Source organism: Catellatospora bangladeshensis, from assembly GCF_016862575.1.
GTDB lineage: Bacteria > Actinomycetota > Actinomycetes > Mycobacteriales > Micromonosporaceae > Catellatospora > Catellatospora bangladeshensis.
In genome coordinates, this window is record NZ_BONF01000005.1 from 218,036 (window position 1) to 243,046 (window position 25,011).

At 73.4% G+C, this 25,011-nt stretch carries 24 protein-coding genes; 14 read left to right on the forward strand and 10 right to left on the reverse strand.

Translation table 11 applies throughout. The annotated features are described in order from the left end of the window. The first annotated feature begins 2 nt into the window (after positions 1–2). Complete coding sequence (locus tag Cba03nite_RS03880; protein WP_203741828.1) at positions 3–1,247, forward strand: glutamate-5-semialdehyde dehydrogenase; 1,245 nt, start codon at positions 3–5, stop codon at positions 1,245–1,247. A gap of 20 nt (positions 1,248–1,267) precedes the next feature. On the opposite strand, the gene Cba03nite_RS03885 is transcribed toward Cba03nite_RS03880, so the two are convergent. The 5 genes from Cba03nite_RS03885 to Cba03nite_RS03905 form a co-directional block, all read right to left on the reverse strand. Beyond that, the gene (locus tag Cba03nite_RS03885) at positions 1,268–2,134 is read right to left on the reverse strand and encodes a prenyltransferase/squalene oxidase repeat-containing protein (RefSeq protein ID WP_373315719.1); all 867 of its coding nucleotides are present in this window, start codon (positions 2,132–2,134) and stop codon (positions 1,268–1,270) included. Between the two features lie 425 nt (positions 2,135–2,559). Continuing rightward, positions 2,560–3,741 carry an adenylyltransferase/sulfurtransferase MoeZ gene (gene moeZ, locus Cba03nite_RS03890; RefSeq protein ID WP_203741832.1) on the reverse strand — a complete coding sequence of 394 codons (1,182 nt, stop codon included), beginning with the start codon at positions 3,739–3,741 and terminating at the stop codon, positions 2,560–2,562. Between the two features lie 176 nt (positions 3,742–3,917). Continuing rightward, positions 3,918–4,820, reverse strand: coding sequence for a DUF3152 domain-containing protein (locus Cba03nite_RS03895; RefSeq protein ID WP_203741834.1), 903 nt, complete (start codon positions 4,818–4,820; stop codon positions 3,918–3,920). Next, entirely contained in the window at positions 4,820–5,734 is a 915-nt protein-coding gene (locus tag Cba03nite_RS03900) for a DUF3152 domain-containing protein (RefSeq protein ID WP_203741836.1), read from the reverse strand. The genes Cba03nite_RS03895 and Cba03nite_RS03900 overlap by 1 nt, the downstream gene beginning before the upstream one ends. 20 nt (positions 5,735–5,754) lie before the next feature. After that, positions 5,755–8,001: a hypothetical protein gene (locus Cba03nite_RS03905; RefSeq protein WP_203741838.1), complete on the reverse strand. Its 2,247-nt coding sequence runs from the start codon at positions 7,999–8,001 to the stop codon at positions 5,755–5,757. 272 nt (positions 8,002–8,273) lie between these two features. On the opposite strand from Cba03nite_RS03905, the gene Cba03nite_RS03910 reads away from it, so the two are divergent. The 6 genes from Cba03nite_RS03910 to Cba03nite_RS03940 all read left to right on the forward strand — a co-directional run bounded on the left by Cba03nite_RS03910 (position 8,274) and on the right by Cba03nite_RS03940 (position 14,088). Continuing rightward, a complete protein-coding gene (locus tag Cba03nite_RS03910; protein ID WP_203741840.1) occupies positions 8,274–8,927 on the forward strand; it encodes a TetR/AcrR family transcriptional regulator in 654 nt (217 codons plus the stop codon). Positions 8,928–9,012: 85 nt separating this feature from the next. Beyond that, positions 9,013–9,240 carry a DUF3107 domain-containing protein gene (locus tag Cba03nite_RS03915; protein WP_203741842.1) on the forward strand — a complete coding sequence of 76 codons (228 nt, stop codon included), beginning with the start codon at positions 9,013–9,015 and terminating at the stop codon, positions 9,238–9,240. Between the two features lie 71 nt (positions 9,241–9,311). Continuing rightward, a complete protein-coding gene (locus tag Cba03nite_RS03920) occupies positions 9,312–9,968 on the forward strand; it encodes a ferritin-like fold-containing protein (protein WP_239125436.1) in 657 nt (218 codons plus the stop codon). Positions 9,969–10,268: 300 nt separating this feature from the next. Continuing rightward, the gene (locus Cba03nite_RS03925) at positions 10,269–11,993 is read left to right on the forward strand and encodes a DEAD/DEAH box helicase (protein ID WP_239125437.1); all 1,725 of its coding nucleotides are present in this window, start codon (positions 10,269–10,271) and stop codon (positions 11,991–11,993) included. 108 nt (positions 11,994–12,101) lie between these two features. Next, the gene (locus tag Cba03nite_RS03930) at positions 12,102–13,040 is read left to right on the forward strand and encodes a biliverdin-producing heme oxygenase (RefSeq protein WP_239125438.1); all 939 of its coding nucleotides are present in this window, start codon (positions 12,102–12,104) and stop codon (positions 13,038–13,040) included. A gap of 25 nt (positions 13,041–13,065) precedes the next feature. Beyond that, positions 13,066–14,088: a hypothetical protein gene (locus Cba03nite_RS03940; RefSeq protein WP_203741846.1), complete on the forward strand. Its 1,023-nt coding sequence runs from the start codon at positions 13,066–13,068 to the stop codon at positions 14,086–14,088. 166 nt (positions 14,089–14,254) lie between these two features. On the opposite strand, the gene Cba03nite_RS03945 is transcribed toward Cba03nite_RS03940, so the two are convergent. Continuing rightward, positions 14,255–15,391 carry a class I SAM-dependent methyltransferase gene (locus tag Cba03nite_RS03945; RefSeq protein ID WP_203741848.1) on the reverse strand — a complete coding sequence of 379 codons (1,137 nt, stop codon included), beginning with the start codon at positions 15,389–15,391 and terminating at the stop codon, positions 14,255–14,257. A 33-nt stretch (positions 15,392–15,424) separates the two neighbouring features. Then, entirely contained in the window at positions 15,425–15,868 is a 444-nt protein-coding gene (locus Cba03nite_RS03950; RefSeq protein ID WP_203741851.1) for a DUF4190 domain-containing protein, read from the reverse strand. Between the two features lie 89 nt (positions 15,869–15,957). On the opposite strand from Cba03nite_RS03950, the gene Cba03nite_RS03955 reads away from it, so the two are divergent. Continuing rightward, positions 15,958–16,725, forward strand: coding sequence for an SDR family NAD(P)-dependent oxidoreductase (locus tag Cba03nite_RS03955; RefSeq protein WP_203741853.1), 768 nt, complete (start codon positions 15,958–15,960; stop codon positions 16,723–16,725). A 135-nt stretch (positions 16,726–16,860) separates the two neighbouring features. Here Cba03nite_RS03955 and Cba03nite_RS03960 read toward each other — a convergent pair whose 3' ends face one another. Continuing rightward, complete coding sequence (locus Cba03nite_RS03960) at positions 16,861–17,586, reverse strand: HAD family hydrolase (RefSeq protein WP_239125439.1); 726 nt, start codon at positions 17,584–17,586, stop codon at positions 16,861–16,863. Between the two features lie 129 nt (positions 17,587–17,715). Here Cba03nite_RS03960 and Cba03nite_RS03965 point away from each other — a divergent pair, with 129 nt between their 5' ends. The 5 genes from Cba03nite_RS03965 (at position 17,716) to Cba03nite_RS03985 (ending at position 22,325) form a co-directional block, all read left to right on the forward strand. Next, a complete protein-coding gene (locus Cba03nite_RS03965; protein ID WP_203741855.1) occupies positions 17,716–18,651 on the forward strand; it encodes a DMT family transporter in 936 nt (311 codons plus the stop codon). Between the two features lie 66 nt (positions 18,652–18,717). Then, entirely contained in the window at positions 18,718–19,194 is a 477-nt protein-coding gene (locus Cba03nite_RS03970; protein WP_203741857.1) for a hypothetical protein, read from the forward strand. A gap of 39 nt (positions 19,195–19,233) precedes the next feature. Further along, positions 19,234–20,484, forward strand: coding sequence for a magnesium transporter MgtE N-terminal domain-containing protein (locus Cba03nite_RS03975; RefSeq protein ID WP_203741859.1), 1,251 nt, complete (start codon positions 19,234–19,236; stop codon positions 20,482–20,484). Between the two features lie 25 nt (positions 20,485–20,509). Further along, positions 20,510–21,052, forward strand: a complete 543-nt coding sequence (locus Cba03nite_RS03980) for a DUF1003 domain-containing protein (protein ID WP_203741861.1) — start codon at positions 20,510–20,512, stop codon at positions 21,050–21,052. Positions 21,053–21,182: 130 nt separating this feature from the next. Continuing rightward, positions 21,183–22,325, forward strand: coding sequence for an Mrp/NBP35 family ATP-binding protein (locus tag Cba03nite_RS03985; protein WP_203741863.1), 1,143 nt, complete (start codon positions 21,183–21,185; stop codon positions 22,323–22,325). Between the two features lie 223 nt (positions 22,326–22,548). Here Cba03nite_RS03985 and Cba03nite_RS03990 read toward each other — a convergent pair whose 3' ends face one another. Further along, on the reverse strand, positions 22,549–22,968 hold the full coding sequence (locus tag Cba03nite_RS03990) for a twin-arginine translocase TatA/TatE family subunit (protein ID WP_203741865.1): 420 nt from the start codon (positions 22,966–22,968) through the stop codon (positions 22,549–22,551). Between the two features lie 65 nt (positions 22,969–23,033). Beyond that, positions 23,034–24,305, reverse strand: coding sequence for a trypsin-like peptidase domain-containing protein (locus Cba03nite_RS03995; protein ID WP_203741867.1), 1,272 nt, complete (start codon positions 24,303–24,305; stop codon positions 23,034–23,036). Between the two features lie 81 nt (positions 24,306–24,386). Between Cba03nite_RS03995 and Cba03nite_RS04000 the strand changes: the two genes are divergently transcribed. Next, positions 24,387–25,001: an O-methyltransferase gene (locus Cba03nite_RS04000; RefSeq protein WP_203741869.1), complete on the forward strand. Its 615-nt coding sequence runs from the start codon at positions 24,387–24,389 to the stop codon at positions 24,999–25,001. Positions 25,002–25,011: the final 10 nt, after the last annotated feature.

The following is a 25,011-nucleotide window of genomic DNA, read 5'->3' on the forward strand; positions in this document are numbered from 1 at the left end:
TTATGAGCGTCATCGAGCAGGCGACGCGGGCGCGTGAGGCGGCGACGGTGCTGGCCACGGCTTCCCGCAGGGCCAAGGACGCCGGGCTGCTGGCGATGGCCGACGCGCTCGCCGCGCGTACCCCCGAGATCCTGGAGGCCAACGCCCTGGATGTGGCGGCGGCCCGGGAACAGGGCACCCCGGAGTCGACCGTGGACCGGCTGGCGCTGAACCCGGCCCGGCTGGCGGGGATGGCCGACGGGCTGCGCCAGATCGCGGGGCTGCCCGACCCGGTGGGCGAGGTGGTCCGGGGCGGCACGCTGCCCAACGGGCTGCAGGTGCGCCAGCTGCGGGTCCCGTTCGGCGTGGTCGGCATCATCTACGAGGCCCGGCCCAACGTCACCGCCGACGCGGCCGGACTGACCCTGAAGTCGGGCAACGCGGTGCTGCTGCGCGGCTCCGGCTCGGCGGCCCGGTCCAACGCGGCGATCGTCGCGGTGCTGCGCGACGCGCTGACCGCGTCCGGCCTGCCCGCCGACGCGGTGCAGCTGGTCGACTCGGCCACCCGGGACACGGTCAAGGAGCTGATGCGCGCCCGCGGCCTGGTCGACGTGCTGATCCCGCGCGGCGGCGCGTCGCTGATCCGCACCGTGGTCGAGGAGTCCTCGGTGCCGGTGATCGAGACCGGCGTCGGCAACTGCCACATCTACGTGGACGAGTCCGCCGATCTGGAGATGGCGCTGACCATCCTGCTCAACGCGAAGGTGCAGCGGCCGTCGGTGTGCAACGCGGCCGAGTCGCTGCTGGTCCACTCGGCGGTCGCGGACGCGTTCCTGCCCCGGGCGCTGGCCGCGCTGCGCGAGCAGGGCGTGACGGTGCACGGCTCGCCCGAGGTCGCCGCGTACGCCGACGACGTCGTGCCCGCCGTCGAGGAGGACTGGGGCACCGAGTACCTGGCGCTGGAGCTGTCCGCGCGCGTGGTGCCGTCGCTGGACGAGGCGGTCGCGCACATCCGGCGCCACGGCTCCGGCCACTCCGAGGCGATCATCACGGGCTCGCTGCAGGCGGCCAACCGGTTCACGGCGCAGGTCGACGCGGCCGCGGTGCTGGTGAACGCCTCGACCCGCTTCGTCGACGGCGGCGAGCTGGGCTTCGGCGCCGAGATCGGCATCTCCACCCAGAAGCTGCACGCCCGCGGCCCGATGGGCCTGCCCGAACTCACCAGCACCAAGTACGTCATCACCGGCGACGGCCACATCCGCGCCTGACTGGTGAACCCCCGGCAGGATCAGGCGAGGAGGCTGGCCTTGCCGGGGGGCGTGGTGGCCTCGTAGCAGGCACGGATGACGTTCAGCGTGAGGTTCACGTCGAAGGTCTCGCCCTCCTCGGAGTCCCAGCCGCCGTCGGTGCGCTGGGTCTCCGCCAGGCGGCGCTTGGCCGCGATCATCGTCCAGTCGTCGCCGGACATGCCGACCCGGCGCATCGTGGCGGCCATCGCGGCGGCGTCGGCGGGCGCCATGGACGGCAGCCGCTCGCCGAGCACCGCCTGCATCCGCGCGGCCTCGTAGAACATGTCCTGCCGGTACATCACGGCCGCGCCGAGCCAGCCGGTGACCAGGTACGACGGCCAGGTGCCGTCGTCGTTGAGGCTGCTCTTGATGAACTCGGCGCCCCGGGTGGCGGCGTCGGCGTACGGGATCGGCGTGGGGTCGCCGTACGGCAGCGCGGAGCGCACGTCGAGGCCCATCACGGTGAGCCAGAACGTCGCATTGGCGGTCAGGTACAGCGTGGCCTCGGGGTCGCCGGGCTGGGCCCACTCGGGCGCCTCGGCGGCCAGCTCCTTGGCCTCCTGCCAGCTGCCGTCGGCCGCCTGCCGCCCGGCGAGCCAGTCGAAGGCGCGCTTGACCCCGGGCCGCGCGAGCGCGCCGAGGTCGTCGAGCTGGGCGAGCCGGAAGCAGGTGATGTCCACGGAGGGCACCTTGCTGCGGGGGGTCGCGAACCAGCCGCCGCCGTCGGCCTGTCCGGCCTCCGCCGCGGCGAGGATCTCCTCGGCGGGCGTCGCGCCGGTACGCAGGTACGACAGGCGCGCGCGATCGACCGGGTCGCCCTTCTTCACCACGAAACCGATAGCCGCGTCGAGATCCACCACGGTCATCGAGGGTACGGGTTCCGCTACCGTCCGGCCTCATCAGGTTGGTCAAGGTCAACAGTCTGGGCGGCTGAAATAGTTTCTGAACAACTTCTTTCGGACCCGTTCAGCGCCCTGCAAGCGGGCCGTTCAGCCATTTGGGCCGGGACTGTCAGATATGGACAGTGGTCGACATCACATGACTGAACCTGAGAGATCTTCGTAACGCGCCAGCCCAGCGGGGTGTTCGGCCGGTGGGCCGGGGGTGTTCGGCCGGTGGGTCGGCGCCAAGATCGTGGTCTCGTGTCCAAACCTTGGGCCAGAGCGCACCTTTCGACACGAGACGGCGATCTTGCCACCCGCCCACCCGACCCGGCCACGACGGGAGACGGAAACGCCGAACGCCGGCCGGGGCGGACCCGGCCGGCGTTCGGCGTGTGAGCTGGAGTGGGTCAGTAGCTGGGCAGGGACGGGTCCACCGTCTTCACCCAGGCCAGCACGCCGCCCTGCACGTGCACGGCGTCCTTGAACCCGGCCGCCTTCAGCGCGGCGAGCGCCTCGGCCGAGCGCACGCCCGACTTGCAGTGCAGCACGATCTGCTTGTCCTGCGGCAGCTTCGACAGCGCCTCGCCGGACAGGATGTCGCCCTTCGGGATCAGCACGCTGCCCGGGATGCGCACGATCTCGAACTCGGCGGGCTCGCGCACGTCCACCAGCAGGAAGTCCTTGTCGGCGTCCTGCCAGTCCTTAAGCTCCCGGGCGGTGATGGTCGCGTCGACCACCGCGTCCTGCGCCTCGGGCGAGACCGCGCCGCAGAAGTCCTCGTAGTCCTCCAGCAGCTCGGTGACGCTCGGGTTCTCGCCGCAGAGCACGCAGGACGGGTCCTTGCGGACCTTGATCTTGCGGTACGACATCTCCAGGGCGTCGTACACCATCAGCTTGCCGACCAGCGGCTCGCCGATGCCGGCCAGCAGCTTGATGGCCTCGTTGACCTGGATCGAGCCGATGCTGGCGCACAGCACGCCGAGCACGCCGCCCTCGGCGCACGACGGCACCATGCCGGGCGGCGGCGGCTCCGGGTAGAGGCAGCGGTAGCAGGGGCCGTGCTCGGCCCAGAAGACGCTGGCCTGGCCGTCGAACCGGTAGATCGAGCCCCACACGTAGGGCTTGCCGAGCAGCACGGCGGCGTCGTTCACCAGGTAACGGGTGGCGAAGTTGTCCGTGCCGTCGACGATCAGGTCGTACTGGCCGAAGATCTCGAAGACGTTCTCGCGGTCCAGCGCCGTGTCGTGGATGACCACGTTCACGTACGGGTTGATCTCCCGGATGCTGTTCGCGGCCGACTCGGCCTTCGGCCGCCCGATGTCGGACTGGCCGTGAATGATCTGGCGCTGCAGGTTCGACTCGTCGACGGTGTCGAACTCGACGATGCCCAGCGTGCCGACCCCGGCCGCGGCCAGGTACATCAGCGCGGGCGAGCCGAGCCCTCCGGCGCCGACGCACAGCACCTTGGCGTTCTTGAGCCGCTTCTGACCGTCCATCCCGACGTCCGGGATGATCAGGTGGCGGCTGTAGCGGCGGACCTCGTCCACCGAGAGCGACTCGGCGGGCTCCACGAGCGGCGGCAACGACATGACCATATTCTCGCTCGCCAGGGTAGGGAATGCCATGATCTCCAACCCCGTGGGATGCGAATTGCATCACGGGCCCCACCGGGAATTTCGATCACGGTCCCGGGGTCGCGACACGCCGCCGAACACGCCCCTAAGTTCATGATCAACGGGGTAGGGCGCGGGGCGCGGCGGGGCGGTCAGGGGATGGCGGGGCCTCGGTAGAGGGTGGGGGTGGTGGGGGCCTGGGGGTAGGGCCAGGGGTTGGGGGTGCAGCCCTTGCGGTCGGTGGACTGTTGTTGCATGACGGGGGCGGGTTGGCCGGCGGCGGGGCAGGCCTCGTGACCGTAGCCGATCTGGTGGCCGAGTTCGTGGTTGAGGGCGAAGGCGCGGTAGTCGTCGAGGGGGGCGCCGTAGTTGGGGACGGCCTGCTGCCAGCGGTCCAGGTTGAGGATGAGCTGGCCGGGCAGGCGGCAGGAGTGGTAGCCCTCGGTGTGCAGGCCGCCCGCGGCGCACAGCTTCTGCGAGGTGCCCGCGGTGGCCAGGAAGACGGTGAAGTCGTAGGACGCCTTCTCCGCGACGCGCTGGAAGCGCAGGGTGCCGCCGGCGGTCCAGCCGCGCGGCTCGGTGAGGATGCGCTCCACCTCGGCGGCGAAGGCGGCTGGCTGCGGGCCGGCGCCCTTCTCCACGGCGATGCGGTAGCGCTTCAGGGTGCCCTTCGCGCCGAGGGCCTTGCCGGTGCCGGTGGCGTACGCGAACGAGCCGCTGCCCGCGGCGGGCGCGGAGCCCTCGGGGGCGGGCGTGCTCTCCTCGCGGGGCTGACCGGACGCGCCGGGTTCGGCGGCGGCCTCGGTCGGCGAGGTCTCGCCGGAGGCGGCCGGGGCGGCGGGGCCGTCGAGCAGCAGGCCCTCCGAGCCGCGGGCCAGGTCGATCCCGGCCAGCAGCACGATGACGCCGAGCGCGCCGAGCACGATGCGGCGGTTACGGCGGCGGCGCGCCTCGATCACGGCGCGGCGGCGGGCCCGGAAGCCGGGGCGGTCGCCGCCGGAGGCGCGGTCGCCGTGCTCGCGCCGCGGTTCGAACAGCTCCAGCTCGGTGCTCATCAGGCCACCGGCGGCCCGGTGTAGCGCTTGCCGTCCACATACGGCCACGGGTTGGCCTTGCAGCCCTTGAGGCCGTACGTCTGCTGCTGCATGACCGGGGCGGGCTTGCCCTTGCCGGGGCAGGCCTCGTGGTTGCGGCCCAGCTCGTGGCCCACCTCGTGGTTGATCACGTAGGTGCGGTAGGTGGTCAGGTCGATCTTTCCGTTGACATAGTCGGGCACCGACAGCCGCCACCGGTTGAGGTTGATCACGACCCGGCCGGGCAGGCGGCAGGAGGTGTAGGAGACGCCGTCCATCCGCGTGTCCATGCCGCCGGTGGCGCACATCCGGCGCGTGGTCTCGCCGGTGGCCAGGTAGACGGTGAAGTTGTACGACGACCCGTTGGGCACCCGCTGCAACCGGTACTGCCTGCCCGCGATCCAGCTGCGCGGGTCGCCGAGCGTCTGCTCGATCATCTCGGTGAAGACGTCCAGCTCCTCGTCCGCGATGTTCTTCTCCGCCGCCACCCGGAACCGCTTGGTGGTGCCCGCGGTGCCCAGCACGTCGCCCTTGCCGGTGGCGTACGTCCAGGTGCCCGGCCCGGAGGCGGGGATGTCCCCGGCCACCTGGTAGACCGGCTCGGGGCTGGGCGACGGCGACGGCGCCGCCGAGGGCGACGGCTCGGCGGAGGGCTCAGCGCTCTCGGCCACCGACGGCGCCGAGGCCGTGTGGCTGGTCGGCACGGTCTCGTGCGTGCCGCCGCGCAGCAGGTCGATGCCGACGAGCAGGGCCGCGCCGAGCAGCACGAACGCCGCTGCCGCCCGGCGGCGTCGCTGCCGGGCACGGGCACGGGCGAGCCGTCCGGACTCGACCCGGGACGACCGGACGGGGGCGTCCCGATCGGCCCGGCGCGTCGGTGCGGGGGCGGTGCGCATCGACACAGCCTGCCACATCCCTACGGAAGCAGCGCCGCTAGCCGCCTGTTCACCGCGCTGAGCGTCGCCCGCACCACAGCCCGGCGGGGATCGCCGGCCACGAGCGCGGACCCGGCGAGCTGCTCCACCCAGCCGCCGCAGACCAGCAACACCACCACGACGGCGACCTCGCAGCTGCCCATCGGCACGATGGTGGCCTGCTCGACGAAGCAGCGGCCGGACTCGCCGGTGGTGGTGCCCTCGCGCAGCAGATCGTCGATGGCCACGGCGGTGGCCGCGGCGCACAGCCGCAGCACGTACGCGTCGACCGCCGGCCCGCTGGCCACCCCGACGGCCTGCCGGTCGCCGGTGTTCAGCCGCACCTCCACCGTGGCGTCGAGCCCGAACGTGCTGGTCTGCACATGCTCGATGATCGCCCGGGGGCCCTGGTCGCGTTCGGTCGGCAGCGGCGGCGGCGACGCGGCGGCGGGCAGCTCCGGCTCGGTGTTCACCGAGCGCAGCGCCGCGACCCGGTCCCGCAGCTCGCCCGGCCCGCGCAGCTCGCCCGGGGCGCGCCGGGGCACGTTGACCGGGTGGCGGCGGCGCGGCTCGCGCGGCAGCGTGTCGGACAGCGGATCGGGCTGCAGGCCGGGTGGCGGCGCGGCGCCCGCGCCGGAGCGCGGGGCGGGCAGCGTCGCGGTCGGCGGGGGCCCGTCGGACGCGGGGGCGGGCTTCGGCACGGCCGGTCCGGCCGGCGCGGCGTCGATGCCCATCTGCTCCTGGAGCATGCGGGCCACCATCCGGCTGATCGCCGCCGGGTCGGCCCCCTCCGCGAGGTCGAGCCGAAGGTGATGGGCGCCGGTGGGGGTGGTGCGCAGGGCCGCGTCGCGTACGCCGGCCACGCCGCGCACGGCGCGCAGCACCGCGTCGACGTCGAACCCGTCGGGCCGCTCGTCGGTCTCGGCGTCGTCGTTGCGGCGCAGGTGCGAGGCGATGCGGTCGAGCTGCGGCGTGGCGGCGACGGTCGCCTCCGCCTCCGCGACCGGGTGGATGGTGGGCGGCACGTCCGGCACGGCGGGCACCCGCTGCGGCAGGTGCTCGCCCCCGGCCTCGGCCGGGGTGTCGCCCCGCTCGGCGGCGGCCGGCACGTGCTCGGCCGCCCGTTCCGCGGCGGGGGTGCCGCTCTGCGGGTGCGGGATGCGGGCCTGGTGCGGCGGAGGCGGGGCGGGCGGGATGTACGGCCGCGGCTGCGCCGTGAACGAGGGCTGTCCCGGGAACGACGCCGACGGCGTGCCCTCACCGCGCGGCGCGGGCTCCTGGTGCCCCGGGCCGCCGGACGCCTGCGCGACGACCTCCTGCCCCGCCCGGCCGCCGCGTACCGCGTCGGCGACCTGGCGGCCGATCTGCTCGGCCGCCGGAGCGCGCCGCGAGCCGCCCTCTGCCGGCTCACCGGGCCGGGCGGCCTCCGGGTGGTCCAGCACGGGGCGGGCGAACTCCTGGGTGGCGTCCAGCCCCCGTCCCGGCCCGTCCTGCTCCGGAGCGCGCGCGGCGGGCGCCCGGTCGGCCGGGCCCGGCTGCGTACGGTCCGGCGGCGCGGGCTGGCGCGAGGGGCGCACGGGCAGCGGCGGCTCGGCGAACGCCATGCCGAACCGTGCACCGAGCGAGAGCTGGTCGTCCACCTCCGGCGCGGCCGCGCCGGGCGGCTCCTCGCGCTCCCTGGTCAACGGCATGGACATGCGGGCCTCCTGGACCGGTGGCACGGCACGGGTGGCGGCGGCGGCCGCGGCGGCCAGCGGCGCGTCGGCGGCGGGCAGCGCGGGCACCGGCCCGGTCAGCTCGGCGGGCAGCGAGGGCCGCAGGCCGGGCGGGGGCACCGGGTACCCGCCCGTGGGCACGGTCAGCGCCGGGTTGGCGCCCGTGGGCAGCGGCGGCATGACGGGGATCGGGACCACCTCCGGCGGGGCGACCGGCTCCGGGTGGAACGGGGTGAAGACCGGCGGGGCGGGGTCGGCGGACAGGCGGGGCGAGCCGTGGGAGGGGGTGGGCTCGTCGAACGCCGCGTGCCGGGCGAACTCCGCCGAGCTCTGCGCCAGCTCGTCCGCGTACGGGTCCTCGCCGGGGGAGGAGGGCTCCGGCAGGGGACGCTGGTCGGCGTACTGGCGGTGCTGGCCGTTCACGGCGGGCGGGGCGGCCTCGGGTGAGCGCAGCAGGGTCGCGGTCAGCGGGTCGGCGCCGGACAGCGCCTCGATGCCGCGGCGATCGGCCACCTGGGCGTGCCAGGGGGTCAACGGCTCGAATCCCGGTTCGAGCGCGGCACCGGCGCTCGACCACCCTCCCGTACGCTCGTCGGCCCATCCTCCGGGCTTGCGCCCGTTCGCCGTCGAACCGTTACCTGGTTCGTCGGGTCCCGTCGTACTGTCGGTCTGCCCTGTTACGTCCACCGTGCGCTCCTCCGTCGCCCACGCTGAGGCTACCGTGAACGGCGAATGACGATAAGTTGCAACGACGGGCCAGTTTGCAAGATCCGTCGAAGGATCCGTCCGCAGGGTGAGGAGATTCCATGACCGCGGCCACCAGTGGCGCCAACCCGAACGGCTCCACAGCCACGGGCCGGCCGACCCGGCTGCCCCGGTCGGCACGACGCAAGCAGCTGCTCGCCGCGGCTCAGGACGTCTTCGTCGCCCAGGGCTACCACTCCGCCGCGATGGACGACATCGCCGAGCGCGCCGGGGTGTCCAAACCGGTCCTCTACCAGCACTTCCCCGGGAAGCTGGAGCTGTATCTCGCGCTGCTGGACACCCACTGCGACGCGTTCGCCGAGCGCATCCGGTCGGCGATGGCGGCGACCACGGACAACAAGGAACGTGTCCGTGGAGCCATGCGCGCCTACTTCGACTTCGTCTCCCACGAGAGCGAGGCCTACCGCCTGGTCTTCGAGTCCGACCTGCGCAACGACCCGGCGGTCGCCGAGCGGGTGGACCGGATGGAGCGGCTGTCCGTCGAGGCGATCACCGAGACCATCATGTCCGACACCGGCGTGTCGCGCGCCCGCGCCGAGGTCCTCGCGGCGGGTCTGTGCGGCGCCGCCCAGGTCTCGGCCCGCTGGTGGCTGGCCGGTGGCCGGGTCGTGGCCCAGGACGAGGCCGAGCAGCTCATCACCACCCTCTCGTGGCGTGGCATCAGCAGTTTCCCGCTCAGCGGCGCCGACCACTGACGCAAGATCGATGAGAGCTGCCGGGCCGCCACGCCATCGTCCTGCCCGGACGGCGGTAGGCTCAAGGACGAGCCGAGGAGGTTGTGTGGAGGTCAAGATCGGTGTGCAGTTCGCCCCCCGCGAGTTGGTGGTGGACAGCGCGCAGACGCCCGCCGAGGTCGAGCAGCTGGTGGCCGACGCGCTCGCGTCGAAGTCCCAGGTGCTGACCCTGGTCGACGAGAAGGGCCGCCGGGTCGTCGTACCGGCGGACAAGATCGCTTATGTGGAGATCGCGGAAGCCTCGACGCGCAGCGTGGGCTTCACCGCCCGCTGAGGCACTTCCTTTGACGGACGGCACGGCGCTCGCGCCGTGCCGTCCGTGCGTCCGGCCGGTATCCTGCGCACGTGTCCGCTGACCCGGGTGTGATCGATCTTCTGGGCATGCTCGCCTACGGCGAGCTGCTGGCCTTCGACCGGATGGCGGCCGACGCGCGGCTGGCCCCGGACCTGTCCCGCCAGGCCGCGCTGGCCGAGATGGCGGCGGCGGAGATGGGCAACTACCGGCGGCTGGCCGACCGCCTGGGCGAGCTGGGCGCCGAGCCCGAGGACGCGATGCGCCCCTTCGTCGCGGCGCTGCGCAGCTTCCACGACAACACCGAGCCGGGCGACTGGCTGGAGGCGCTGACCAAGGCGTACGTCGGCGAGGGCATCTCGGATGACTTCTTCCGGGAGGTGGCCCGGGTGCTGCCCCCGGGCAGCCTGGCCGACGCCGACCGGGCGCTGGTGCTGGACGTGCTGCACGACGACGGCTACGCGGGCTTCGCGGCGGCCGAGATCAAGGCCGCGATCGCGGCGGACCCGAAGGTCGCCAACCGGCTGTCGATGTGGGCGCGCCGGCTCACCGGCGAGGCGCTGTCACAGGCGCAGCAGGTGGCGCTGGAGCGCACGCCGCTCACCGCGCTGGTGCTGTCGGGCATCGACGGCGGCTCGCTGGAGGAGCTTTTCGGGCGGCTGACCGCCGCGCACACGGCCCGGATGGGCGCGGTCGGCCTCAATAATTGACCGATTTGCGTGGCATATCCCACTAACAGCCGGGAATTCGCCACACACCAGGTGACCAGACGGCCACTACGCCGTACGATGGACCACGTTGACATGGGCCCGATGCCCATGTCGTCGCGTGTGCGGCGCCGCGGTCCCCCAGGATCGCGACCGCGACGGGGAGGCACTCCACTGTCGCGCCGCGCCCCCGCGCCGAGACTACATATACGCCCTTCGATGAAAACTGGGCGTACCGACATCCGCAGGGCAACCCCCAGGGTCCGCCGTATGCGGATCACTGAGAGGGCACCCCAGAACTCCATGACGGAAATCAAGAACACTCCTACCCTCGCGCCGACCTTCGCCGAGCTGGGCGTCCGCCCGGAGACCGTGGCCTCGCTGGCCGCGATGGGCATCGAGCGCGCGTTCGCGATCCAGGAGTACGCGCTGCCGATCGCGCTGCGCGGCGGCGACATGATCGGCCAGGCGCCCACCGGCACCGGCAAGACCTTCGGCTTCGGCATCCCGCTGATCGACCGCGCGGTCGCCCCGGGCGAGGGCGACACCGGCGGCCAGCCGCAGGCGCTCGTCGTCGTGCCGACCCGCGAGCTGGGCCTCCAGGTCGCCAAGGACCTCGCGGGCGCCGGCAAGTCCCGCGGCGTGCGGGTGCTCGCGCTGTACGGCGGCGTGGCCTACGAGCCGCAGGTCGAGGCGCTCAAGGCGGGCGTCGAGATCCTGGTCAGCACGCCCGGCCGGCTGCTGGACCTGTGCAAGCAGAAGCACCTCAAGCTGGACAAGGTCAAGGCGCTCGTGCTCGACGAGGCCGACCGCATGCTCGACCTGGGCTTCCTCGACGACGTCGAGAAGATCCTGAAGATGCTGCCCGAAGAGCGGCAGACCATGCTGTTCTCGGCGACCATGCCCGACCCGATCGTGACGCTGTCGCGCCGCTTCCTGCGTACGCCGGTCACGGTGCACGCCGGGCACACCACCGAGCCGGGCGTCAGCCCGCAGACCAAGCAGGTCGTCTACCGCACGCACCAGCTCAACAAGCTGGAGCTGCTGGCCCGCATCCTGCAGGCGAACGGCCGCGGCCTGACCATGATCTTCACCCGGACCAAGCGCAACGCCGACCGGGTCAGCGAGGACCTCGACTTCCGCGGCTTCGCCGCGGCGGCGGTCCACGGCGACCTCGGCCAGGGCGCCCGGGAGCGGGCGCTGCGCGCCTTCCGGGCCGGCAAGATCGACGTGCTGGTCGCCACCGACGTGGCCGCGCGCGGCCTGGACGTCTCCGGCGTCACCCACGTCATCAACTACGACTGCCCGGACGACGCGGAGACCTACGTGCACCGCATCGGCCGCACCGGCCGCGCCGGGGCCACCGGTGTCGCGGCGACGTTCGTCGACTGGGAGGACATGCCCCGCTGGCGGATCGTCGACAAGACGCTCGGCCTGGAGCTGACCGGCCCCGACGGGCCCCCGGAGACGTACCACACCTCGCCGTGGGTCTACACCGACCTGGACATCCCGACTGACGTCAGCGGCACCCTGCCCAGCGCCCAGCGCTCCCGGGCGGGCCTGTCCGCGGAGGTCGAGGAGGACCTGGGCGGCCGCTCGCGCGGCAGCCGCGGCAGCAAGCGCGGGCCGGTCGCGGAGGCGCCGCCCCGCGAGCGCGCACCGCGCCGCCGCCGTCGCCTGACCGGCGACGACCAGCCCGCCGAGCAGGGCGAGACGGGCGCCGCCGAGACGAGTGCGGCCGACTCCGGCGAGAGCACGGGTGAGGGCCGCAGCCGCCGCCGTCGCCGCCGGGGTGGCTCTGCCGCGATCGCGGCCGTGACCCACGAGAACGGCGCACCGGCCGTGCAGTTCTCCGACGGCTCGCTCACCGTCCAGTCCGCCGGCGACTCGGACGGCCCGGCGGAGCCCGCCGGGTCCGCCGAGGCGGGCGCGTCCCGTTCCCGCTCGCGCCGCCGCCGTCGCCGCTCGGGCGGCCGGGGTGCCGAGGGCGGGGCCGAGGGTGCCCTGGAGAGCTCGGTCGAAGGCTGACGAAAGCACCGGAAGGGGCGTCCCGTGCTGTGGAAACACAGCACGGGGCGCCCCTTTCCCAACTAAAGTTTGAGGTTAGGGTTCCCTTACTCGCGTACGGTGCTGGCCATGAGTGAGCCCTTCTCCGCCCGCCTGCGCGCCGCGACCTGGACCGACCACAGCTCGGCCGAGCGGACGACGTTCCTCGACGACCTCACCCGGGGCCGGCTCACCGTCGCCGCCCACGCCGCGCTGACCGCCCAGCACTACCTGATCTACGAGGTGCTGGAGGAGGCCGCCGCGCACTGGAGCGGTGACCCCGTGGCCGGGAGCTTCCACACCGAGGCGCTCACCCGGCTGCCCGCGCTCGCCGCGGACCTGTCCTTCCTGCTCGGCCCGGCCTGGCGCGACTCGCTCACGCCCACCCCCGCCACCGCCGAGTACGCCGCCCGCCTGCGCGAGATCGCGTTCACCTGGCCGGCCGGTTACGTGGCCCATCACTACAACCGCTACCTGGGCGACCTGTCCGGCGGGCAGTACGTGGCCCGCGCCCTCGCCCGCGCGTACGGGCTGCCCCTCGGCGGCGACGGCCTGCGCTTCTACGCCTTCGACGGCGTCGCCGATCTCGACGGGTTCAAGAACGCCTACCGCGCCCGGCTGGACGCCGCGCCGTGGGACGCGGACGAGCAGGACCGGGTGATCGACGAGGTGAAGCTCGCCTACCGGCTCAACACCGACGTCCTGGCCGACCTGGGCAGGCTGCACCCGAACCCGTTCCCGCCCGAGGTCGTCGCCCAGATCATGAAGCACATGAACGACGACCACGCCGGCGACTCGCTGCTGATCTGCCGCGCCACGCTGCCCGAGGACACCCGCCCGGCGGCCACCGCGGCGGCCATGTCCGGCATGGACAACCAGGCGATCGAGTTCAAGGCCGTGATCGACGGCGTGGAGACGGCGATCCGGGTGCCGTGGTCGCACCGGCTCACCGAGCGTGCCCAGGTCCGCGTCGAGGTCACCCGGCTCTACCGGGAGGCGTGCGCGCTGCTCGGGGTGCCGTCCCGCTGAGCCCGCACGTGGAACACTGACCGGTGTGAAGACGGCGCACGAGGTGCTCATCGCGCTCGCCGCGCGGTACTCCTTCGCCGACGTGGCCGCCCTGGCCGCGCAGGGCGCGGGCGGTCTCAGCCCGGCGCGGGTGGCCCACGTGCAGCGGCTGTGCGCCTTCGGGCAGCGGCTGATGGACCTCGACGCCGAGGACTTCGGCGAGCGCAACGCCGTCTTCGAGGCCAACACCGAGCACGCCGTCGCCGACCGGGTGCCCGGCGACAGCGTGCCCGAACAGCTGCGCGAGCGGGCGCTGGCCTGCCGGATGCCGCAGGCTCCCCGCGAGGCGCACCGCGGCGCGCTGGGCAGCATGCGCCCGGCGTTCCGGCTGCTGCTGGAGGTGCTCGACGCGCGTTTCCGGCGCGGGGAGACCAATGCGGTGGTCGCGGTGGTGCACATCGCCAGCGAGTACGGCCCGCTGCTGGTCTGGGAGCGGGTGCTCGGGCACGCCGCCGACCCGGTGCGGCTGCCCGCGGCGGTCGGCGGCGACGGCAGCGCCTGGGGCGACTTCGAGGACCGCGAGTGCCCGCACACCAAGCCGGAGAAGTCGGCCGCCCGGCGCGTGCTGACCGTGGCCCACGAGAACAACGCCGGCTGGCGGGCCTACCTGGACCGCCAGCACTCCAACACCGCGCAGGCGCTGTCCGTGTGCGCCACGTCCTGCCACCGCCGCTGCAGCGTCTACAGCCGCCTCGACCCCCGCCGCGCCGAGCAGATCACCCACGGCTGCCGCCTGGCCGCCACCCTCACCGACTCGGCCGTGGTCCGCCTGCGCCACAGCGCCCCCGTCGGCCACGGCTTCGGCGTACCCTCCCGCCGCGAACTCCTCGACGCCTGGTCCCGCACCCGCGCCTCGCTGGCCAAACAGGCCCCCGCCATCGCCACCGACGACGGCTACCCCCTCCCCGGCTTCCCCACCCTCATCTCCACCCTCGCCGGCACCCCCCTCCCCCAGGACACCCTCCTCGCCGACACCGCCACCACCCTCACCCGCGCCCTAACCCCCTGACCCCACCCCTCTCCCCACGCTGATCCCGCGCGGCCCGTGGGGACGCACCCCTCTCCCGCGCCGATCTTGCGCGGACTGTGGGTGCGACACGCGCTAAACGGACATATGGGCAACACTTCGCGCAAGATCGACGCGATCTTGGCGGCGGGGCGGGGTGGGGCAGGGGTCAGGTTGGTAGCAGGGTGGCGAGGTGGGGGGTGATGCGCCACTCGGCGAGGAGGGCGGCCAGTTCGGCGCTCTCCTCCGCGGTGGGTGTGCGGCCGGTACGCCGGGCGCGGATCATCGCGTTGCGCGGGGTGTGCGCGGAGTCGATGAACTCGACGACCTCGACGGTGTAGCCGTGCTCGCGCAGCAGCGCCGCGCGCACCGTGTCGGTGAGCACGTCGGCGAAGCGCTCGCGCAGGATGCCGTACGCCGTGAGCAGGCCCGCGGGCCCGGCGGGCGGCTGGCGGCGCAGCTGGCGGGACAGGTCCTTGTGGCAGCACGGCGCGGCCAGGATCCACCGCGCGTCCCACTCCAGGGCCCGCGCCAGCGCGTCGTCGGTGGCGGTGTCGCAGGCGTGCAGCGCGAGCACCACGTCGGCGGCGGGCACCGGCGCGTCGGCGATGGTCCCGGCCACGAACGTCACGTGCTCGGTCCAGCCCAGCCGCTCGGCCAGCGCCGTGTTGCGCTCCCGCTGGTCGGCCCGCACGTCCACGCCGATGAGGCGTACGTCCACGCCCCGGCCGGAGAGGTAGCGGTATGCCGCGAAGGTCAGGTACGCGTTGCCGCAGCCCAGGTCGACCACGTGCAGCGGGCTGGGCAGCTGCGCGGGGTCGGGCAGCGTCGCGTCCAGCGCGCGCAGGAACGCGTCGACCTGGCGGCGCTTGGCCGCGTCGCCGCCGATCACGGCGTACAGCGGGTCGCCGGGGTCGATCAGGTGCTCCTTGGCCCGGTCGTGCCCGGTGTCGGCGGCCGGGGCCGCCCCCGCGGAGCGGTGCAGCACCGCGCCCTTCTTCGTCGCCTGCAGCCGCAGCGTGCCGCGCCCGGTCTCCACCACCCAGCTGCCGAACGGCTCGTCCAGCAGCTCGTCGACCCGGCTCGCCAGCTCGGCGCCGGGCGCCAGGTTGACGGTGGTGGGCCGCTGCCCGTCCTCGGTGACCAGCTGCACGCGCTGCCCCGCCTTGAGGGTGACCGGGCGCAGCGTGGCGCTGACCAGCGACGGGGTCCCGCCCCGGCGCTGCCCGCCCGCGGTCGCCCGGACCAGGTCGGGTGCCAGCAGGAGTTCGCGTACCTCGGCGAGGGCTTCAGGAAGTGCGGCCATACGTCAAGGATGCGTGATCGCCCGCGCGGGCCGTCAGAAGGAGTCCTCCGGGACCGCCGGCGGCGGCGCGTCCATGTTGTAGATCACCAGCACCACGATGACGGCCATCCACAGCAGGGCCAGCCCGGTGGACACCCAGCCGATGATGATGCCGGCCAGCGCCATGCCGTCGCCCTCCTCGCCCGTGGTCCGCAGGCGGCGCCGGGTGACGTGGCCCATGACCGCCCCGACCGGCCCGAGCACGATCGTGGGCAGCCCGTACATGCAGATCGAGGCCAGGGCCAGCAGCGAGGTCACCATCGACGCGATGGCCATGCCGTTGGTGCGCCGCCCGATCGCGTACGGGTGCACCGCGTAGACCTGCTGCGGGTAGCCGTACGGCGCGTACGCCGGATGCATACCCGGCGGAGGCCCCGCCTGGTACGGGTTCGGCACGGGCGCGGCCACGCCGGGCGGCGGCGCGGAGGGGTCGGTCATCGCTGCTCCGTCCACGTCTGGGAGTGACGCTCAGCGTAAGCGGCGGCCCCCTACTGGCGTCAGCCCGGACAAACCGGCAGGATCGAGCCATGAACGAGCGGATGGATCTCTTCCGGCTGGACGGCCGGGTCGCACTCGTCACCGGTGCGGGCAGCCCCCATGGCATCGGCTTCGCCACCGCTCGCCAGCTGGCCGCCCTCGGCGCGAAGGTCGCCGTGGTCTCCACCACCCGGCGCATCCACGAACGCGCGGGCGAGCTGGGCGTGCTCGGCTTCGTGGCGGACCTCACCCTGGAGGCGGAGGTAGGCGCCCTGGCGGACGCGGTCACCGAGCAGCTCGGCGACGTCGACATCCTGGTCAACAACGCCGGCCTGACCAGCCGGGCCAGCGTGGAGGTGATCCGGCCGGTCGCGCAGCTCACCTTCGAGGAGTGGCACGCCGAGATCGACCGCAACCTCACCACGGCGTTCCTGTGCAGCCGGGCGTTCCTCGGCGGCATGTCCGAGCGCGGCTGGGGCCGCATCGTGAACCTGTCGGCCACGGCCGGCCCGGTGAACGCGCTGCCCGCGGAGGCCGGCTACGCCGCCGCGAAGGCAGGCGTGCTGGGCCTGACCCGCGCGCTGGCGATGGAGCTGGTGGCGGACGGCATCACCGTCAACGCGGTCGCCCCCGGCAAGATCCACACTTCGGCCTCGACCCTGGCCGAGCTGAAGCAGGGCTACGACACCCCGATGGGCCGCCCCGGCACCCCGGACGAGGTCGCCGCCACCATCGCGTTCCTCTGCTCCCCCGCCGCGGGCTACATCACCGGCCAGATGCTGGTCATCGACGGCGGCCAGTCCATCCGCCAGGGCTGAAAGGAAGGGCACCTTCTTAACGCTTTACGTAGAGGAAGGTGCCCTTCTTAACACCGCGCAGGTCAGCGGCCTCCGCACCGCCGGGCCCGGCTTGGCTTCACCCGTGCGGTTCGGCGGGCCGAACGGCCTCGTGGGTCAGACCGCGACCGGTTGCGCCGCCATGGCCAGCGCCGCCGCCTCGGCCAGGCTCGCCGCCGCCTCGCCGGTGAAGCCGTCGTCGCTGGCGTACTGCAGGTGCTCGGCGAGATCCGGCGCGGCCAGCCGGATCGCCCGCATGCCCAGCGCCTGAGCGCCGGTCAGCTCCCGCGAGCCGCCGTCCCCGACGAACACGCACCCGGCCGGCTCGACCCCGAGCCGCTCGCACGCGGTCAGGTACATGCGGGGATGCGGCTTGCTCTGCCCCACGTGCACCGAGTACACCTTCGCGTCTATCAGGTGGTCGATCGGCAGCGCCCGCATGATCTCGGGCAGCTCCCAGGCGCAGTCGCTGACGACCGCGAGCCGCACCCCGATCCGGCGCAGCGCCCAGAGCACGGGCACGGCCTCCGGCCGCAGCCGGGTGTCGGCGCGGATCGCCGTCAGCCGGGCCGCCTGCGCCGCCCGCAGCCGCGCCGGCGTGACGCGTACGCCCAGCTCATCAGCCACCCAGCGCATGGTCTCCAGCGCGTCGCCGTGGGCTCCCCGGCACCGGGGGTAGAACGAGGTCTCCAGCACCGCGAAGTAGTCGGCGGGGTCGCAGCCCAGCAGCCGGGGGACTGTCGCGTGCGCGGGCCCGCGCGTGCAGGCCGAGGTCAGCGTGCCGTAGAAATCGAAGAGGATCGCGCGCGGCACGGCGCAGGATAACGAGGGTTCTGAATCCATTCGCGGAAGGGTAATCAGGCGATCACGTGAAGTACATAGGATGATCGCGTTCAGTACGTGCCTGATTCCAGGGAGTAGATGTCGATCTGCCGACGCCGCGCTGAGCTGCACCTGGCAGGATCGGGCCTCATGCGCCCCCGGCTCGACTCGCTCACCATCGCCGCCGTCACCGTGGCGATCATCGCCGTCTCGTCCTCCGGGGCCCTCATCGCGTACGCCGCCGCGCCCGCGCTGGCCATCGCGTTCTGGCGCAACGCCCTCGCGGTGGGCGTGCTCGCCCCGGTCACCCTCACCCGCCGCCGCGGCGAGCTGCTCGGCCTGCGCGAGGGCCGGGCCTGGCGGTGGAGCGTGCTGGCCGGCGTCGCGCTCGCCGCGCACTTCGCGACCTGGGTGCCCAGCGTCAAGATGACCACCGTGGCGACCGCGACCGCGCTGGTGGCCACCCAGCCGATCTGGGCCGGCCTCATCGCGCTCGGGCAGGGCCGCCGCCTCGGCCGCTGGACCTGGCTGGGCATCGGCACCGCGGTCGCGGGCGCCGCGATCGCCACCGGGGCCGACTTCACCCGCGGGGGTACGGCGGTGGCCGGTGACCTGCTCGCGGTGGCCGGAGGACTGCTCGCGGCGGTGTACACGGCGCTCGGCGAGAAAGCGCGGGAGCGGACGACCACCACGACGTACACGACGGTCTGCTACTCGGTCTGCGCCCTGGTCCTGCTCGCGGTGTGCCTGCTCTTCGGGGTGGGACTCACCGGTTTCGACGACCAGACGTGGCTGGCGATCATCGCGCTTACGGCGGGCGCGCAGCTGCTCGGGCACTCGATGTTCAACTACGCGCTGCACAAGATCTCGGCGACCACGATCAGCGTGCTGATCCTGCTGGAGGTGCCCGGCGCGGCGCTGCTCGGCTGGGCCTGGCTGGACCAGGTGCCGCCCGCCGCCGCCTGGCCCGGCATCGCCCTGCTCACCGGCGGCGTCGCCCTGGTCATCCTCGACGCCCGCCGCCCCGCCGCCCTCCCCACTCCCGACCCCGTCGACGTCGACCTGCCCGTGCCCGGCAAGCGTTAAGAAGATGCCCTTCCTCTACGCATAGCGTTAAGAAGGTGCCCTTCCTTTGTGGGGGAGAATGGCGGCATGACGTATCCGTTGGTGGAGGAGGCCGCGAAGAAGGCGGCGGTCGCGTGGGTGTCGGTCGGCGGGCCGGCGTACGCGGTCTGGTGCCTGCCGCTGGAGGGCCGGCTGCACGTGGTGGTCGGTCCCGGGGAGCAGGAGCTGCCAGGTCTCGCCGAGGCGGAGCGGGCCACGGTGACGCTGCGCGGGGATCACGGCGGGGCGGTGGTCACCTATCCGGCGACCGTCGAGCGGGTCGAACCGGGCGGCGAGCGGTGGGACGCGGTCGCGGTGACGATGGCGGGCAAGCGGCTGAACGCCCCCGGCACCGCCGAGGCGCTGGCCGAGCGGTGGGGCCGGGAGTGTGTGCTGGTCGCGCTCACGCCCGCGGGTGAGCCGGAGCCGCGCGGCGACGCGTCCGGCAGCGCCGAGCCGCGCCCGACCCCGGCCGCCAACGCGACCCGCAAGCCGTTCCGGCTGCACCGGGTACGCCGCCGGTAACACCCCACCGGGCCGGATAAATACGCATACCATGCCAATATGGCCACGCTGACCAGGGTCTTCGTCGCCCGGCTCGCGGGGCTGCCCGTCTTCGACCCGAACGGCGACCAGGTGGGCCGGGTCCGCGACGCCGTGGCCAGGCTGCGCTCCGACGGCCCGCCCGCGGTGGTCGGCCTGATGGCCGAGATGCCGATGCGGCGCCAGATCTTCCTGCCCATCGGCCGGGTCACCTCGATCGACTCCGACAGCGTCGTGCTCGGCTCGGGCACCATCAACCTGCGCCGCTTCCAGAAGGGCCCGGCCGAGCTGCTCGTCCTCGCCGACCTGCTGGACCGCCGGATCACCACCCCCAACGGCACCCCGGCCGCCGTGGTCGACGTGGCCATGGAGTCCGACCGGGCCGGGCAGTGGAACCTGGGCCGGGTCGCGGTACGGGACATCGCCAGCCGCCTCGGCCGCCGCGGCCAGCTGCACCAGTTCGAGTGGGACGAGCTGACCGGGCTCGTCGACTCGGCCGCCGTACAGGGCACCGCGTCGCTGCTCACCGTGCTGGAGAAGATGCGCCCGGCCGACCTGGCCAGCGCCCTGCAGGAGCTGCCCGACCAGCGGCGGCACGCGGTCGCCGCGGCGCTGGACGACGAGCGCCTCGCCGACGTGCTGGAGGAGCTGCCCGAGCACGACCAGGTGGACATCCTGGCCCGGCTGGACCGCGAGCGCGCCGCCGACGTGCTGGAGGAGATGGACGCCGACGACGCCGCGGACCTGCTGGCCGAGCTGCCGCCCAGCGAGCGGGCGCTGCTGCTGGACCTGATGGAGCCGGAGGAGTCCGCGCCGGTCCGCGCGCTGATGCACTACCGGCCCAACACCGCCGGCGCGCTGATGACCAGCGAGCCGGTGATCCTCACCCCGGACGCCACCGTCGCCGACGCGCTGGCCCGCATCCGCGAGAAGCACCTGTCCCCCGCACTGGCCGCGCAGGTCTTCGTATGCCGCGCGCCGATCGACACGCCGACCGGCCGCTACCTGGGCGTGGTGCACTTCCAGCGGCTGCTCCGCGAGCCGCCCGGCGACCTGCTCGGCGGCGTGCTGGAACGCGACATCCAGCCGCTGCCGCCCAGCTTGCCGCTCGCCGAGATCACCCGGCGGATGGCGACGTACAACCTGGTCGCGATCGCGGTGGTGGACTCCAACGACCGGCTGGTCGGCGCGGTGACCGTGGACGACGTCCTCGACCACCTGCTGCCGCGCGACTGGCGGGAGCGCAGCCCGGGCCCGGAAACGGCGTCATGAGCCGCGCCGGGCGGGGGGCGGGCCGGTGAGCGACCGTCTCGACCAGCCCCGGGAGCCCCGCGCGGTGCGCCTGCCGCAGTGGAACCCGGAGGCGTTCGGCGCCTTCGCGGAGAAGTTCGCCCGGTTCATGGGCACCGCGAAGTTCATCGTCTACATGACGATCTTCGTGATCGTCTGGATCCTGCTCAACCTGATCGGCGTCTTCGGGCTGAAGTGGGACCCCTACCCGTTCATCCTGCTCAACCTGTTCTTCAGCACTCAGGCGTCGTACGCCGCGCCGCTGATCCTGCTCGCCCAGAACCGCCAGGCCGACCGGGACCGGCTGACCCTCGACGAGGACCGCCGCCGCGCCCAGGCCCAGAAGGCCGACACCGAGTACCTGGCGCGCGAGATCGCCTCGCTGCGGATGGCCCTCAACGAGGTCGCCACCCGCGACTACATCCGCTCCGAGCTGGCCAAGCTCGCCGAGGAGCTGGACGACGCGGCCGAGCGCCGCCACCAGCAGGAGAAGGCCGCGCGCAAGGAGGCGAAGGCGGACAGGAAAAGCCGCGCGTCGCAAGGGGCATGACGCGCGGCTTCAACTCCTTCGATGGTCCCACGATCGGGCGAGCGCGGGCAATGGGTCGCGAGAATGTTGCGCGTACCACCCGCCGCACGCATTGCCCGATCATGATCTGTGCCACGGGTAGCATGGCCCCATGTCCACCGCTGTGCACGCCGACGAGCAGGCCGTTCTCGCCGCACTCGCCTCCGTCAACGACCCGGAGATCAAGCGACCCATCACCGAGCTCGGCATGGTCGAGTCCGTGAAGGTCGACGCGGGCGTGGCCCACGTACGCATCCTGCTGACCGTCGCCGGCTGCCCGCTCAAGGACACCCTGCGCACCGACATCACCGCCGCCGCGACGACGGTCGAGGGCGTCACCGCCGTCGAGATCGACTTCGGCGTGATGAGCCCGGACCAGCGCCAGGACCTGCAGAAGAAGCTGCGCGGCGGCGCCGCGGCCGAGCCCGTGATCCCGTTCGCGCAGCCCGGCAGCCGCACCCGCGTGTACGCCGTCGCCTCCGGCAAGGGCGGCGTCGGCAAGTCCAGCGTCACCGTCAACCTGGCCGCCGCGCTGGCCGCCCGCGGCCTGTCCGTCGGCGTGGTCGACGCCGACATCTACGGCCACTCGGTGCCCCGCATGCTCGGCGTCGAGGGCCGCCCCACCCAGGTCGAAGACATGATCATGCCGCCGCAGGCGCACGGTGTGAAGGTCATCTCGATCGGCATGTTCACCAGCGGGAACGCCGCGGTCGTGTGGCGTGGGCCGATGCTGCACCGCGCGCTGCAGCAGTTCCTCGCCGACGTGTACTGGGGCGACCTGGACGTGCTGCTGCTCGACCTGCCGCCGGGCACGGGCGACATCGCCATCTCGCTGGCCCAGCTGCTGCCCACCGCCGAGATCCTGGTGGTCACCACGCCGCAGGCCGCGGCCGCCGAGGTCGCCGAGCGGGCCGGCGCGATCGCGCTGCAGACCCACCAGCGCCTGGTCGGCGTCGTGGAGAACATGTCCTGGCTCGAGCTGCCCGACGGCAGCCGGATGGAGGTCTTCGGCGCGGGCGGCGGGCAGACCGTCGCCGACTCGCTGACCCGCCTCACCGGCGCGTCGGTCCCGCTGCTCGGCCAGATCCCGCTGGACACCGGCGTACGCGAGGCCGGCGACGAGGGCACCCCCGTGGTGCTCGGCGCCCCCGGCTCCCCCGCCGGCAGCGCCCTGAACGCGGTCGCCGACCGCCTGGCCGTCCGCCGCGAGTCCCTGGTCGGCCGCTCCCTCGGCCTCTCCCCCGCCAAACGCTGACCGCGCCCTGCCCCATGGCCCGCGCCTCCTCCCGGAGGCCGGGCCATGACCGTCCCCGAACCCGGCCGGGCCATGACCGTCCCGGGTCCGCCGGGCCTTGATCGTCCGACTTGCCTGGCACTTGTGCGTATCTTGGGCGCGCTTTCGCCCACGTGCCTGGCAAGTTGGATGATCAAGCACGCCGGGGACGGCGCGCGAGCGCGGCGGGACTGCGGGGTGAAGGTCAGGTGGCGTCGTCGAAGCGGGAGGCGGACGGGGCCGGGGACGCGGTGGACGACGTCGTGCCGCTCGGGGTGGCGGCCATGGCGTTGACGTTGGCCTTGGCGTCGGCGCCGAGCTTGTTCACCGTGTTCAGCTCGCCCTTGAGGTCGTCGTAGAGGCCGGTCAGCGGCTTGCGCAGGGCCGCCTCGTCCTCCTCGCTGAGCAGGTGCTTGCGTACGAACGCCTTGGGGTTGAGGTCTTCGAGCTTGATGTCGGTGCCCAGCTCGCGGCTCAGGTCGCCGGTGGCGTTGGTGGCCATGGCGCGCAGGTTGCGCAGCATGCGCAGACCGTCGCTGATGACCTTGGGCAGCCGCTCTCCGAAGATCAACAGTGCGAGCAGCAGGAGCGCGATGAACTCCCAGCTGTTCAGATTCTCAAACACCGCTGCCTCCCGAGGTGTGCCCGACGTCGCAAGGGTACGTGCGGCACGGCCGGACAGGCCACCCCTCAGTCGGCGTCAGCGACGAGTGTCACGGAGGCGTTATGGCTGGTGGGACCGCGTTTGTAGGCCACCTGGACCACCTCACCCGGTGCAGTTTTCCGCACAAGTGCGATGAGGTCCGTGGGCTCGCTGAGCGGCCGCCCGCCGAAGCTGGTCACCACGTCACCCTGGCGCAGGCCCGCCTCGGCCGCCGGCCCGGCGGCCACCACCTCGCCCAGCCGCACCCCGCCGGCGGGGCCGCGGAACGCCTCCTCGACCTCCGCCCCGATCACGGTACGGTGCGCCCGGCCGTCCGAGATGATCTCGTCGGCGACGCGCCGAGCGTGGTTGATCGGGATCGCGAAGGCGAGGCCGATGTTGCCCGCCGACTCCTCGCTGCCGCCCATCGACTTGATCACGGCGTTGATCCCGACGACCTGCCCCGCGGCGTCCACCAGCGGCCCGCCGGAGTTGCCGTGGTTGACCGCCGCGTCGGTCTGGATCGCGGCGTAGTACCTGTTCCCGCCGTCGTCGGTGTTGGTGGCGATGGGCCGGTCCAGGGCGCTGACGATGCCCGCGGTGACCGTGCCGCGCAGCGCCAGCGGCGAGCCGACCGCGACGACCGGGTCGCCCACCACGACCGCGTCGGAGTCGCCGAGCAGCGCCGGGCGCACGTCCTTGCGCTGCACCTGCAGCACCGCCACGTCCGACTCCGGGTCGGCGCCGATCACCTTCGCGGGCGAGCTGGTGCCGTCGTCGAATATGACGCTCGCCACTCCGGAGCCGCCGGACACGACGTGGTCGTTGGTGATGATGTGGCCCTCGGCGCTGGCCACGAAGCCCGAGCCGAGCGACACGCTGCCCTCCACCGGCACCCGGATCGTGACCACGCTGGGCAGCACCATCCTGGCCACGGCGGCCAGCGAATCGGGAGCGCGCTGCGGGGTCGCGGCGGCCTGGCCGAGGACGGAGGGGGCGACGGCCCGGTCGTCGCTGAAGCGCACCCCCATCGCCCCGCCGAGGACCCCGGCCAGTACGCCCGCGAGGACGGCCACTCCGGCGACTGTCCACAACGTACGACGTCGGGTAGGGTCGGGCTCGGCCAACGGCTCCGGCACGGGCGCGGACACGCGCTCGGCGGGTGGCACGAGCGCCACCGGCGAGTGCGGATCGCGCCACGGATCGTTGAGCGCATCGGACCACCAAAACGACGCCGGCGGTGCGACGGCCGGCGGCGTCTGCTGCGTTGCCGTCCAGTCGTCGTCATCCGGCCGGCGATAACCCCAGCCGTCGGTCACTGACCTGCCCTCCGTCCGTTCCCCGGCTTCAGGATGGCACGGTTTCAACGTGAGAATTCACTGTTCACGGAAGGTGCATCAATGACGACGCTGCATCGGCAGGCCGGCAGCGCGGGCGACTTCGTCGCGACGTTCGTCCCTGAGGACGTGATCGCGCAGACCGCGCGCGGACTGGCCGTCGAGGTGGGCCTGCACCCCGTCGCGCCGTCGGCCGGCGCGGCCCTGCGCATGCTGGCCGCCGCCTGCGGGGCGAAGGCGGTCGTCGAGATCGGCACGGGCACCGGCGTCAGCGGGCTGTGGCTGCTGCGCGGCATGCGCCCCGACGGCGTGCTCACCACGATCGACCTGGAGGCCGAGCACCAGCGCATGGCCCGGCGGCTGTTCGTCGAGGCCGGTTTCTCCAGCTCGCGGGCCCGGGTGATCACCGGGCGGGCGCTGGAGGTGCTGCCCCGGCTGGCCGACGGGGCGTACGACCTGATCTTCGTCGACGCGGACGCGACCGAGTACGCCGCATTCGTCGACGCGGCCGCCCGGCTGCTGCGTCCCGGCGGCCTGGTGGTGCTGCACGGCGTGCTGACCAGCGGGCGCGACGTGTTCACGGTGCGCGAGCTGGCGCAGAGCGTCCGCGACAGCGACCTCTGGCAGCCCGCGGTGCTGCCCCTGGGCGAGGGCCTCCTGGCCGCCGTCCGCGTCTGACCCCGGCTCC